Consider the following 12,103-nt stretch of genomic DNA (forward strand, 5'->3'; position numbering starts at 1 on the left):
GACATCCCGTTGCGTTCAAAGCTGCAAGAACCATATAGAGGGTTACATTACAAGACATTGGATAAAAATGTCTCACCCTTGGGAAAGTTGATTTGGATCATTTTCACGGCTCACATGGGGTGATTATGCTGCCGCCGCGGCGGCGGAACGCGGGCCAAGTGCCCAATTTTGAAAGGAATTTGCGTGTCTGATCGTGCCAGTAGCTTCCGTCCCTTCGAGACATCCCTCGACCAAGAGGCCGCCCTGCGACTGTTGCGCGCAACCCTGACAGGGGCCGAAGACGGAGAGTTATTTCTCGAAAGAAAACGATCTGAGGCCTTGGTTTTCGATGACGGGCGGATCAAGACCGCTTCTTATGACGCAAGCGAGGGATTCGGGCTGCGCGCGGTCTTGGGGGAGGTTTCAGCCTATGCCCATGCGACCGAGTTAAGCGAAGCGGCCCTGTCCCGCGCCAGTGACACTGCCCGCATGGCCATTCGCCAAAGCGGCGGGATCATGGCCGCCCCTCCACAAGGCACCAACCGCCACCTCTATATGCCCAATGACCCAATGGATGGCAGCAGCTTTGAGGCCCGCATTGATCTATTGGGCGAGATTGACGCCTATACCCGCGCCCTTGATCCGCGCGTTGTGCAAGTGTCTGTATCGCTTGCCGCCTCGCATCAAGAGGTCGAAATCCTCCGCCCTGAGGGACAGGTGTTGCGCGATGCACGGCCTTTGGTGCGCTTGAACATATCGGTCATTGTCGAGGCAAAAGGCCGCCGTGAAAGTGGCTCGGCAGGCGGTGGGGGGCGGTTTGCGATTGGCCGCGTCATGGCCCCTGCGCATTGGCAATCGGTTGCACGTGAGGCCCTACGCGTAGCCTGCGTGAACCTCGACAGCGTCCCTGCCCCTGCGGGCGTGATTGATGTGGTGCTGGGGCCAGGCTGGCCAGGTATCCTACTGCACGAGGCTGTGGGGCATGGTCTAGAGGGGGATTTCAACCGCAAAGGCCAATCCGCCTTCGCAGGTCTGATGGGGCAGCAAGTGGCGGCCAAAGGCGTGACTGTTTTGGACGATGGCACGCTGCCTGATCGGCGTGGATCCATTTCGATTGATGATGAGGGCACGCAAAGCCAAGCCACCCCGCTCATTGAGGACGGAATTTTGGTTGGCTACATGCAAGACCGCCAATCTGCCCGCCTGATGGGTGTGGCTGCGACAGGAAATGGGCGGCGCGAATCTTATGCCCACCCCCCGATGACGCGGATGACCAACACATATATGCTTGGCGGCGACAACGCGCCTGCCGATATTTTGGCGGATTTGAAAGACGGGATTTATGCGGTTGGCTTTGGCGGCGGGCAGGTTGACATCACCAATGGCAAATTCGTTTTTTCCTGCACCGAGGCCTATCGCGTGCAAAACGGCCAGATCGGGGCGCCTGTCAAAGGGGCTACGCTCATCGGAGATGGGGCCACTGCGCTGAAGCAAATCCGCGCGATTGGCAATGATATGGCCCTAGATCCGGGCATGGGGAATTGCGGCAAAGCGGGGCAATGGGTGCCTGTGGGGGTCGGTCAACCTACATTAATGATTGGCGGTCTGACAGTCGGCGGTTCGGCTTGATCCTGCATTAACGCCTTCTCAACCAAGCTGCGTCTAGGGTTGCGGCATGACAGATCATGCCGCCCCTTCTGCCCCGCTCCCTGCCCCGTCCGATGACACGGCCGAACGCCTGGCGCGGCTGCGGTTGATCCGCTCGCCAAAAGTTGGGCCTGTGACCTATCGGCGATTGATTGCCGAATATGGATCGGGGGCCGATGCCTTGGCGGCCCTGCCACAGATTGCGGCCAAGGCGGGTGTGTCAGGCTATGCGGTCTATTCCAAATCTGCGGCACAGGCCGAAATTCGCGCGGCGCAAAGCTGTGCGGCCCGCGCCCTGTTTTTGGGTGAGGCGGCCTATCCTGCAACCCTTGCCGCACTGTCCGATGCCCCGCCTTTTCTGTGGGCCATTGGCAATCTTGACCTGCTCACCCGCCCCATTGTTGGCATGGTCGGCACGCGCAATGCATCAGCCCTTGGGTTGCGGATGGCGCGCGCTGTGGCACGCGACTTGGGCCAAGCGGGGATTGTGACCGCCTCAGGCCTTGCCCGCGGCATTGATACAGCCGTGCATCAGGCAAGCCTCAGCACAGGCACGGTCGCGGTCATGGCAGGCGGGGTGGATGTGATCTATCCGCCCGAAAACGCCGAACTTGCCGCGCAAATCGGTTTGCGTCTGTCTGAGATGCCGATGGGCCGCGCGCCCCAAGCGCGCCATTTCCCAAGGCGCAATCGCATCATTTCAGGGCTGTCGCGCGGTATTGTGGTGATTGAGGCCGCATTAAGATCAGGGTCGATGATCACCGCGCGCATGGCTGCTGAACAGGGGCGCGAGGTGATGGCCGTGCCGGGGCATCCGCTCGACACTCGCGCATCGGGGTGTAATCTTTTGCTGCGCGAAGGGGCGCATCTCATCCGCGAGGCGCGCGATGTCCTCGTAGCGCTTGATCTGGAGGGGGCTTTTGCCCGCGCCCCTGCCAGCGCAGAGCCGCCCGACCCTACAACAGCGCGCGTTAGCGCCCTGTCCAGCGCCGATCTCGCTCGCCATTTGACCGAGTTGGAGCTTGCAGGTGAGATCACCCGCAGCGCAGGCGGCATGGTGGCGCGCAGTGATCATTGCGCCGCAGACCCTGCCGCACAGAGACACCAAACCGCAGCCTAGATGCCACAAAAATAGGGTGATTGTGACAGGGGTGCATTGACAAACCCTGCACAAGACCAAATGTTGCGCGACCTAAGACCGATTACATTTCCATAAAAAGTTAGGTTTCCACTCATGCCCGTTGTCGTTGTCGAATCGCCCGCCAAGGCCAAGACGATCAATAAATATCTGGGCGCGAATTATACGGTTTTGGCCTCCTATGGCCATGTGCGCGACCTGCCCCCGAAGGATGGCTCAGTCGATCCTGACGCAGGGTTTGAGATGAAATGGGAGGTCGCCATCGACAGCAAAAAGCACATCAAGGCGATTGTCGATGCGCTGAAATCTGACCCTGATTTGATCCTTGCCACCGACCCTGACCGCGAGGGTGAAGCGATTTCTTGGCACTTGCTTGAGGCACTCTCGCAGAAAAAGGCAATTAAGAAAGACACGCCCGTGCGCCGCGTTGTGTTCAACGCAATCACGAAAACCGCTGTGACCCAAGCGATGGAGGCCCCGCGCGAGGTCGATATGGAATTGGTTGATGCCTATTTGGCACGGCGGGCGTTGGATTATTTGGTAGGGTTCACCCTTAGCCCCGTTTTGTGGCGCAAATTGCCCGGATCAAAATCAGCAGGCCGTGTGCAATCCGTCTGCCTGCGTCTGATCGTTGAGCGCGAAATGGAAATCGAGGCGTTCCGCGCCCAAGAATATTGGTCAGTGCGCGCGGGCCTTGTGACGCCGCGCGGACAGGAGTTTGAGGCGCGCTTGACCCATTTTGGGGGCAAGAAGTTGGATAAATTCGACTTGGCCACGCAATCCTCGACCCAGATGGCGGTTAGCGCGGTGGCAAGCCGCGCGCTCACTGTGACCAGTGTCGAGGCGAAACCTGCCACCCGCAATCCAAGCCCGCCCTTTATGACCTCGACCCTGCAACAAGAGGCCAGCCGCAAATTCGGCATGGGCGCGCGGCAAACCATGAGCGCGGCACAGCGCCTCTATGAGGCGGGGCATATCACCTATATGAGAACAGACGGGATCGACATGGCCCCCGAGGCGGTGATGTCCGCCCGCGACACAATCCGCGCACGATTTGGTGAGGAATTTCTGCCGAAATCTCCGCGGATGTATAAGAACAAGGCGAAAAACGCCCAAGAGGCGCATGAATGTATCCGCCCCACCGATATGTCCATGGGGCCAGAAAAGCTGCGCATCACGGATGCGGATCAGAAAAAACTCTATGGACTGATCTGGAAACGCACCATCGCAAGCCAGATGGAGGCCGCCCGCCTTGAGCGCACCACGGTTGATATTTCCTCAAGCGATGAGAATGTCGTGCTGCGCGCAAGCGGTCAGGTCATCCAGTTTGAGGGTTTCCTCAAGGTTTATGTAGAAGGGCGTGATGACAGCGATGAGGAAGACGCAAATCGCCTGCCCAATATGGCGGTTGGCGACAAGCTTAACTTTGATCAAAGCAGTTTGATGGGTGATTTCACCAAGGCCTTGGATGGGGCCACAGCCAGCGAAAGCGGCGGCTTGCGCCTTTCGGAAGGGGGCATCATCGACACTTCAGGCGCGGTGTTTGGACAGCATCACTTTACTCAACCGCCCCCCCGCTACACCGAGGCCACCTTGGTCAAGCGCATGGAAGAATTGGGCATTGGCCGCCCGTCCACCTATGCCTCTATCGTCACCACGATCCAAGATCGCGGATATGTGCTCAAAGATAAGGGGCGCCTGATCCCCGAGGATAAGGGGCGCTTGGTCACCATATTCCTCAGCAATTATTTCCAGAAATATGTGGGCTATGATTTCACCGCGGATTTGGAAAATCAACTGGATGAGGTCAGTGCAGGCGCGCGCGATTGGCGCGATTTACTGACCCGTTTCTGGCGCGATTTCAAGGCGGCGGTCGATGAAACCGCCGAGTTGCGGATCACCGATGTTTTGGAAAAAATCAACGAGGTGTTGGAACCGCATCTTTTCCCTCCACGCCCCGATGGTGGTGATCCACGCCAATGTCAGGCTTGTGGTGAAGGGCGTCTATCCTTGCGCACAGCGCGCTCTGGCGGGGCGTTCATCGGCTGCTCCAATTACCCTGAATGTCGCTATACCCGCCCCCTCGCCCCCAATGGCGAGGAAAGCGAGGGCGATAAAATGCTGGGGGTTGAACCAGAAAGCGGACAGGCCGTTTGGCTGAAAGCAGGGCGGTTTGGCCCTTATGTTCAATTGGGCGAAGCGACCGAAGACAACCCAAAACCTCCGCGCGCCTCACTCCCCAAAACATGGCCGCCTGCGGGCATGGATTTGGAGAAAGGACTGCGCCTCTTGTCATTGCCCCGCGCGATTGGTGCGCATCCTGAGGATGGCGTTTTGGTCGAGGCAGGCATTGGCCGTTACGGGCCTTATGTCAAACATGGCAGCCTTTACGCCAACCTGCCAGAGGTGGATGAGGTGTTCGAAATCGGCATGAACCGCGCGGTTGAGGTTTTGGCCGCCAAGGCCGCCTCGCGCGGTGCAGGCCGTGGGGCCAAGGCCGCCCCCCTCAAAGAGTTGGGCGAGCATCCTGATGGCGGGGCGGTTCAGGTGATGAATGGCCGCTATGGGCCTTATGTGAAATGGGCCAAAATCAATGCGACCCTGCCCAAGGGCACCGAACCCGAAGCCGTCACGATGGAGGCGGCCTTGGCGCTGATCGCGGCCAAGGCCGCCAAAGGCGGGAAAACCCCGCGCAAGGCCGCCGCCAAAAAAGCCGCCCCCAAAGCCGCTGCCAAAAAGAAGGCCGCCCCGAAAAAGGCTGCGGCGAAAAAATCATGACGGACGCCCCCTATCAGCCCCCAAAATGGCCGCAATTGGCTGAATTTTTGCGCCTGCGCAGGTCTACCCCCGCGCAGCTGCTCAATGCCCCCGCGCCTGAAGGGTCGGTGTTGGAAGATATCCTCACATCCGCCCTGCGGGTGCCAGATCACGGAAAATTGGCCCCGTGGCGCATCGTTGTGCATGGGCCAGAAAGCCGTGCGGGCTTGGCCGCGCTCACCCGCGAATTGGGCCATGGCGCAGGCCGCGTGCCCGAAAAGGTCGAAAAATCCGCCACGGCATTTGACCAGTCCCCTCTTGTGGTCGCGGTTCTGTCTCACCCCGTTGCGCATGATGCGATCCCCCTGTTGGAACAGCAGTTGTCGGCAGGTGCGGTTTGTCTTGAAATGATGCATGCCGCGATGGCCCACGGCTTTGGCGCAAATTGGCTGAGCGGATGGATGGCCTTTGATCCCGAATTTTTATCCCGTGCCTATGGCATTACGGCGCCGCAATTCGTGGCAGGGTTCATCCATCTTGGAACGCCAAGCGCCAAGGCCCCAGAACGCCCCCGCCCCGAGATGGGCGATATCGTCACATATCGCGATTAGGGCGTGACCTTGCCCTTGCGCCATGATGGGGCCTGCCCCACCTAAGCACAGACCTGCCCCAAAAGGAGCCATCTCAACATGGCCGCATTACTTGCTGATTTCCTAAAATCCGTTTTGCAATTCCGCGACAGGCGCTTTTTGCGCGTTTTGTTGATCGGCGTGGCGTTGACCATTGCTTTGCTGGTTGCGATCTCAGCGGCGGTTCTGATCTTTTTGGGATGGCTATTGCCTGATGCAATCACCCTACCTTGGATTGGCACAATCAGTTTCTTTGGGGCGGCACTCTCATGGGCGGCCGTGCCATTTTTGATCTTGCTGTCATCGGTGATGATGGTGCCTGTGGCATCGGCTTTTACGGGGTTGTTCTTAGACGAAATCGCAGACGCGGTTGAAGCAGAACATTATCCCCAGTTGCCGCCCGCCCGCCATGTGAAATTGGCCGAAGCCATCGGTGACAGCCTACGATTTTTGGGCGTGATCCTATTGGCCAACACATTGGCCTTGGTTCTTTATTTCACGCCCTTCGCCCCCTTTGTGTTCTGGGGGTTGAACGGGTTTCTCTTGGGGCGTGAATATTCGCAGATGGTGGCACAGCGCCGCCTCGATCGCGTATCGGCGATTGAATTTCGGCGCAAAAATCGCCTGACATTTTTTGCAGGCGGGGTCATGATGGCACTCCCCTTAAGCGTACCAATCTTGAACCTCATCGTGCCCATCTTGGGGGCTGCGACATTTACCCATATGGCCCATCGGGTGGGCCTGACGGGGGCACGTCAATAAGTGCTGTCGCCCATGCCAAAGAGGGCAAAGAGATTAATATCTTCGATAGAGACACGACCCGATAAAATGATCCCCGCGATCACGGCCCAGATCAGCGTGGCAATGGCTGTGTTGATCAACAGGTTGCGGCGCAGATTAAAGCTTGAGGCGGGGGCAGATTGCGATGTGCCGCGCGCAGCCTCGCCCTCATCCCCTTGGGTGCGCACGAAAAACGGCAATGTCAGAAACAGCGACATGAACCATACAATGGCATAAACCACGAGGCCTGTGACAATACCCATTAGACCTGCTCCAATTCGACCAAGGTGCCTGTGAAATCTTTGGGGTGGAGGAATAACACGGGCTTGCCATGTGCCCCAATTTTCGGCTCCCCCGTGCCCAAAACGCGCGCGCCAGTGGCCTGAAGCTTGTCGCGCGCCGCCAAAATATCTTCGACCTCGTAGCAAATATGGTGAATGCCGCCTGAGGGGTTTTTCACAAGAAAGCCCGCAATGGGGGAATTTTCGCCCAAAGGATAGAGCAGCTCAATCTTGGTATTGGGCAATTCGATGAAGACCACCGTCACCCCGTGATCGGGTTCATCCTGCGGCGCGCCAACCTTTGCGCCAAGCGTATCACGATATTGCGCTGAGGCAGCCTCGAGATCAGGCACAGCGATGGCCACATGGTTCAATCTACCGATCATTTTTATCTCCTTGGGTCACTCGCCCCACGATATGCCTGCGCAAAATCCTGTGGGCAAGAGGCGTGTGGTCGCGCCCCGTTTACCCTTCGGTAACCGCTACAGGCTGTAATCGGGGGAGGGAATCACAAATTCGAGGTGCCTGAAATGGATGAGTTCAAATTGCCGCCAACCCGTCAGGCGAAAATGCAGGCGCTAAATCCGCTGATGGGGCTGACCATTTTAATCGTTGAGGATAGCCGATAGGCCTCGGAATCGCTGCGATTGCTGAGCCTGCGTTCGGGCGCGCGGATCAGGCGGGCCGATTGCCTGTCCTCCGCGCGGCGTCACCTGCAGGTCTATCGCCCCAGCGTGGCCATTATCGACCTTGGTCTACCAGATGGGTCTGGCTTGGATTTGATCCAAGATTTGGCCATGGCAAGCCCCCGCTTGCCCGTGATCTTGGCCTGTTCCGCCGCTGACCCCCATGACAGCGCCGCCGAGGCAAAGGCCGCAGGCGCTGATGGGTTTTTGGCCAAACCCATCGAAACCCTAGCGCATTTCCAAGAAACAATCTTGCGCCATTGGCCCCCCGATTTGGCCCCCCAAACCCCCCATGCTGTGGCAGGCGACACCGTGATCCCTGACCCCATCGCCTATCGCGAGTATTTGACCCGTGCGATTGATCTCTTGGATCAGCCCGACCCACCCCTGCCCTATCTGCGCCCCTTCTTGATGGGCATCGCGCACGAGGCGGGCGATCGTGAATTGGCCGAAGCCGCGCGCGGCCTGATGCGCGACACCCGTGCGGCGCTGCGCCATACGCTGACACAAAAAATCGCGGAAATCAGCCCACGACTATGAGCAAAGCGCGGGGTCGCGCGCCACCCGCACCAATCCCGTCAGGTCAGAAAGACGCTCGATCTGACGCCCTGCCGCATCGAAATTCTGCAGCGAAAGCCATGCGGTAAAGGCCTCTTTCAGCGCGGGATATTCAGCATCAATGGCGGCAAACCATGCGGTGTCACGATTTTTGCCTTTGACGATGTTGTCTTGGCGAAACACGCCTTCATAACTCAGTCCCAAACGCTGCGCCGCGCGGCGCGAGGGCAGGTTGCGCGCATCGCATTTCCATTCAAACCGCCGATACCCCGCCTCAAAGGCCCATGACATCATCATAAAAAACGCTTCGGTCGCGGCGGGACTTTTTTGCAAGGCGGGGCCAAGGCATATATGCCCCAATTCAATCGATCCTTTCTCAGGCGCGATACGCAAATAAGAGGCCACGCCCATCACCTGTCCCCGCGCCATGTCGCGGATTGCGTAAAACACAGGATCTTCGCCCGCCTCAAAGCCGCGCAAAAAGCGATGATAGGCGGCGACAGAAATGAAAGGGCCATAGGGCAGAAACTGCCACAATTCTTGCGCGCCGTCATAGGCCCGAAACAGCTCATCCGCGTGCAAATGCGCCCTGAGCCGTTCAAGCCGCGCATAGCGCCCTTGCCGTTGTTGGAATTCGGGCCGCGCGGGCGGCACATATTTTGACAAATCCTGCATCGCAACCCCCATCAAAACGCTAAAAGGCCCCCGCCCATCAGGGCAGAGGCCGCAAAAATTGGCAAGGGTGAAACGGGATCAGTCGCGCGGCAAAACCCGCAGACCCAGTTCCATCAGCTGATCTGGCATCGGCTCGGAGGGTGCATTCATCATTACATCTTCCGCGCGTTGGTTCATCGGGAAGAGGATCACCTCGCGGATATTCGCCGTTTCCGCCAAGAGCATCACGATGCGGTCAATCCCCGCGGCGCAGCCGCCATGGGGCGGCGCGCCGAATTGGAACGCATTGACCATACCACCAAAACGGCGACGGACTTCGTCCTCACCATAGCCTGCAAGTTCAAACGCCTTGAACATGATCTCAAGCTTATGGTTGCGGATCGCACCCGACACCAATTCATAGCCGTTACAGGCCAAGTCATATTGATATCCCAGCACCTCAAGCGGGTCACCCGCAAGCGCCTCAATTCCGCCTTGGGGCATCGAGAACGGGTTGTGGCTGAAATCGATCTTGCCCGTTTCCTCGTCCTTTTCATACATCGGGAAATCCACGATCCACGCAAAGGCGAAGCGGTTCTCATCAATCAGCCCCAATTCGCGGCCCACTTCGGTGCGCGCGCGCCCCGCAACCGCCTCGAAATCCGCGGGCTTACCTGCCATAAAGAACACCGCATCACTGACACTAAGGCCCAATTGCGTACGGATGGCCTCGGTGCGTTCAGGGCCAATATTTTTGGCCAAGGGGCCTGCGGCCTCCATCGTGCCATCCTCGCCTTCGCGCCAGAACATATACCCCATTCCAGGCAGGCCTTGACCTTGCGCCCATGAATTCATGCGGTCACAGAATTTGCGGCTGCCGCCTGTGGGGGCAGGAATGGCGCGCACTTCGGTGCCGTCCTGCTCGAGGATTTTTGCGAAAATCGCAAAGCCCGAGTCTTTGAAATGCTCGCTCACAACTTCCATTTTGATCGGGTTGCGCAGGTCTGGCTTATCGGTGCCATACCACAGCGCGGCATCTTTATAAGAAATCAGCGGCCAGTCTTGATCAACCTTCTTGCCGTCGCCAAATTCCTCGAACAGGCCTTTGAGCACGGGTTGGATCGTATCAAACACATCTTGCTGTGTCACAAAACTCATTTCCATGTCGAGCTGATAGAAATCAGTCGGCGAGCGATCCGCGCGCGGGTCTTCATCGCGGAAACAAGGGGCGATTTGGAAATATTTATCAAAGCCCGACACCATCAAGAGCTGCTTAAACTGCTGTGGTGCCTGTGGCAGGGCGTAAAACTTGCCAGGATGCAGACGCGAAGGCACAAGGAAATCGCGCGCGCCCTCAGGGCTAGAGGCCGTGATAATTGGGGTCTGGAATTCGCGAAAGCCTTTGTCCCACATCCGCTTGCGAATTGAGGCCACAACATCAGAACGCAAGGTCATATTCTTTTGCATCACCTCGCGGCGCAAATCGAGATAGCGATAGCGCAGGCGGGTTTCCTCAGGATATTCCTGATCGCCAAACACCGTCAGGGGCAATTCATTCGCCGCACCCAGAACCTCGAGATCCCGAATGAAAACTTCGATTTCGCCTGTAGGAATTTTTGAGTTCACAAGGCTGGCATCACGGGCCTTCACCTCGCCATCGATGCGGATACACCATTCCGCACGCAGTTTTTCAACCTCGGCAAAAACGAGGCTGTCGGGATCACAGAGCACTTGTGTCATCCCATAATGGTCGCGTAGGTCAATGAACAAAACCCCACCATGATCGCGCACCCGATGAACCCAGCCCGAGAGGCGGATCGTTTGACCGACATTTTCCTTAGTCAGGTCTGCGCAGGTATGGCTGCGGAAAGCGTGCATCACGAAATATCCTATATATTGGCCTTGTTTTTGGCCTGTCATCTCTGTGCCGCCGATACACATGGAGCGGGGCGCGAAGTCAACCCCAAGCAGCGGAAAGCCCGCGACTGCACAGCGCGGGCTTTGGTGTCATTTTGAGGCCTGTTGGCTCAAATTTGTTTTTCTGGCATCTGCACAACCAGACCATCAAGAGCATCTGTCACCTTCAACTGGCAGGTCAGGCGCGAACGCCCCTCGTCAGGTTTATAAGCGAATTCCAGCATATCCTGTTCCATCGCGTCCATGCTTGGCAGTTTTGCGACCCAATCAGGATGCACATAGACATGGCAGGTCGAACAGGCGCAGGCGCCACCGCAATCAGCCTCAATGCCAGGAATGCCATTGTCGCGCGCGCCTTCCATCACGGTCAGCCCGTTTGGCACATCAACGACATGCTCGCTTCCGTTATGTTCGATATAAGTGATCTTAGCCATAAACGCGCACTTTCTTGCTGTTAACCTCGGATCTTGCCTAGGTAGCGTTCCTTGCTGCCGCTTTCTAGCCCCGAAATTTGTATCATGCAGTCGCGCTTGCATCTCACGGCAAATGTTCTATTTTTGTTCTTAAATAGGATATCTGCCATGGAACCCGATCTCGCCCCACGCTTTTGGCCAAAACCGCCCGATTGCCTTCCCCATCATTTGCTGCATCTGCCCCATGAGGGGGCGCGGGTTGCGGTGGCGGGCTTGGTGGTGCTGCGCCAAAGGCCAGGCACGGCCAAAGGTGTGATTTTCATCACCTTGGAAGATGAGTTTGGCGCCTGCAATGTGATCATCTGGCAGAAAATATATCAGCAATTTCGCCGTGCGGTCATCGCAGCGCGGCTAATGCGCGTGACGGGGCGGCTACAACGGCAGGCGGGCATCACCCATATCATCGCCGAGCAGATCGAAGATATATCGCCACTACTGGACGAGATTGTTTTGCATCACACCGCCACCTAGAGCGCCTAAGCTTGCGCGAAGCCATTCAAAGCGGTTTGCCTATTATTGCGGAGAAATAAGAATGACCTTGCGGCATGGTTGGGTGACATTTGGATTCTCGGGCTGTGCCATGAGCAAACCTTTCCAGATTGAG

The 12,103-nt window shown here is 57.7% G+C and carries 12 protein-coding genes; 7 read left to right on the forward strand and 5 right to left on the reverse strand.

All coding sequences use genetic code 11. The features are described from left to right. Positions 1-183 precede the first annotated feature (183 nt). From tldD to AAC636_RS08170, 5 genes are all read left to right on the forward strand, one after another. Positions 184-1,608 carry a metalloprotease TldD gene (tldD, locus tag AAC636_RS08150; RefSeq protein WP_340260260.1) on the forward strand — a complete coding sequence of 475 codons (1,425 nt, stop codon included), beginning with the start codon at positions 184-186 and terminating at the stop codon, positions 1,606-1,608. 46 nt (positions 1,609-1,654) lie between these two features. Next, positions 1,655-2,746: a DNA-processing protein DprA gene (dprA, locus tag AAC636_RS08155; protein WP_340301133.1), complete on the forward strand. Its 1,092-nt coding sequence runs from the start codon at positions 1,655-1,657 to the stop codon at positions 2,744-2,746. Between the two features lie 114 nt (positions 2,747-2,860). Further along, entirely contained in the window at positions 2,861-5,542 is a 2,682-nt protein-coding gene (topA, locus tag AAC636_RS08160; protein ID WP_340301134.1) for a type I DNA topoisomerase, read from the forward strand. Next, entirely contained in the window at positions 5,539-6,132 is a 594-nt protein-coding gene (locus tag AAC636_RS08165) for a nitroreductase family protein (RefSeq protein ID WP_340301135.1), read from the forward strand. Before topA ends, AAC636_RS08165 begins: the two co-directional genes overlap by 4 nt. 78 nt (positions 6,133-6,210) lie before the next feature. After that, positions 6,211-6,912: an EI24 domain-containing protein gene (locus AAC636_RS08170; protein ID WP_340260256.1), complete on the forward strand. Its 702-nt coding sequence runs from the start codon at positions 6,211-6,213 to the stop codon at positions 6,910-6,912. Here the strand turns inward: AAC636_RS08170 and AAC636_RS08175 are convergent. Beyond that, positions 6,906-7,193 carry a DUF1467 family protein gene (locus tag AAC636_RS08175; protein WP_340260255.1) on the reverse strand — a complete coding sequence of 96 codons (288 nt, stop codon included), beginning with the start codon at positions 7,191-7,193 and terminating at the stop codon, positions 6,906-6,908. The two genes, AAC636_RS08170 and AAC636_RS08175, sit on opposite strands and share 7 nt — an antisense overlap. Continuing rightward, complete coding sequence (gene mce / locus AAC636_RS08180) at positions 7,193-7,597, reverse strand: methylmalonyl-CoA epimerase (RefSeq protein WP_340301136.1); 405 nt, start codon at positions 7,595-7,597, stop codon at positions 7,193-7,195. Before mce ends, AAC636_RS08175 begins: the two co-directional genes overlap by 1 nt. Before the next feature lie 261 nt (positions 7,598-7,858). Here mce and AAC636_RS08185 point away from each other — a divergent pair, with 261 nt between their 5' ends. Further along, positions 7,859-8,437: a response regulator gene (locus AAC636_RS08185; protein WP_340301137.1), complete on the forward strand. Its 579-nt coding sequence runs from the start codon at positions 7,859-7,861 to the stop codon at positions 8,435-8,437. Here AAC636_RS08185 and AAC636_RS08190 read toward each other — a convergent pair. From AAC636_RS08190 to AAC636_RS08200, 3 genes are all read right to left on the reverse strand, one after another. Beyond that, the gene (locus AAC636_RS08190; RefSeq protein ID WP_340301138.1) at positions 8,432-9,130 is read right to left on the reverse strand and encodes a GNAT family N-acetyltransferase; all 699 of its coding nucleotides are present in this window, start codon (positions 9,128-9,130) and stop codon (positions 8,432-8,434) included. The two genes, AAC636_RS08185 and AAC636_RS08190, sit on opposite strands and share 6 nt — an antisense overlap. Positions 9,131-9,208: 78 nt before the next feature. Next, entirely contained in the window at positions 9,209-10,987 is a 1,779-nt protein-coding gene (gene aspS, locus AAC636_RS08195) for an aspartate--tRNA ligase (RefSeq protein WP_340301563.1), read from the reverse strand. Between the two features lie 149 nt (positions 10,988-11,136). After that, positions 11,137-11,460, reverse strand: coding sequence for a 2Fe-2S iron-sulfur cluster-binding protein (locus AAC636_RS08200; protein WP_340301139.1), 324 nt, complete (start codon positions 11,458-11,460; stop codon positions 11,137-11,139). Between the two features lie 147 nt (positions 11,461-11,607). Here AAC636_RS08200 and AAC636_RS08205 point away from each other — a divergent pair, with 147 nt between their 5' ends. After that, the gene (locus AAC636_RS08205) at positions 11,608-11,970 is read left to right on the forward strand and encodes an OB-fold nucleic acid binding domain-containing protein (protein ID WP_445322556.1); all 363 of its coding nucleotides are present in this window, start codon (positions 11,608-11,610) and stop codon (positions 11,968-11,970) included. The last annotated feature ends 133 nt before the right edge of the window (positions 11,971-12,103 follow it).

This window comes from Roseobacter sp. HKCCD5988 (assembly GCF_037830355.1).
Classification (GTDB): Bacteria; Pseudomonadota; Alphaproteobacteria; order Rhodobacterales; family Rhodobacteraceae; genus M30B80.

Excerpts from the sequence above, each read along its gene's own strand:
- AAC636_RS08170 (WP_340260256.1), top strand. The coding sequence starts at position 6,211 with ATGGCCGCATTACTTGCTGATTTCCTAAAATCCGTTTTGCAATTCCGC.
- AAC636_RS08190 (WP_340301138.1), bottom strand. The coding sequence starts at position 9,130 with ATGCAGGATTTGTCAAAATATGTGCCGCCCGCGCGGCCCGAATTCCAA.
- AAC636_RS08200 (WP_340301139.1), bottom strand. The coding sequence starts at position 11,460 with ATGGCTAAGATCACTTATATCGAACATAACGGAAGCGAGCATGTCGTT.
- AAC636_RS08205 (WP_445322556.1), top strand. The coding sequence starts at position 11,608 with ATGGAACCCGATCTCGCCCCACGCTTTTGGCCAAAACCGCCCGATTGC.
- dprA (WP_340301133.1), top strand. The coding sequence starts at position 1,655 with ATGACAGATCATGCCGCCCCTTCTGCCCCGCTCCCTGCCCCGTCCGAT.
- aspS (WP_340301563.1), bottom strand. The coding sequence starts at position 10,987 with ATGCACGCTTTCCGCAGCCATACCTGCGCAGACCTGACTAAGGAAAAT.
- AAC636_RS08165 (WP_340301135.1), top strand. The coding sequence starts at position 5,539 with ATGACGGACGCCCCCTATCAGCCCCCAAAATGGCCGCAATTGGCTGAA.
- topA (WP_340301134.1), top strand. The coding sequence starts at position 2,861 with ATGCCCGTTGTCGTTGTCGAATCGCCCGCCAAGGCCAAGACGATCAAT.
- mce (WP_340301136.1), bottom strand. The coding sequence starts at position 7,597 with ATGATCGGTAGATTGAACCATGTGGCCATCGCTGTGCCTGATCTCGAG.
- AAC636_RS08175 (WP_340260255.1), bottom strand. The coding sequence starts at position 7,193 with ATGGGTATTGTCACAGGCCTCGTGGTTTATGCCATTGTATGGTTCATG.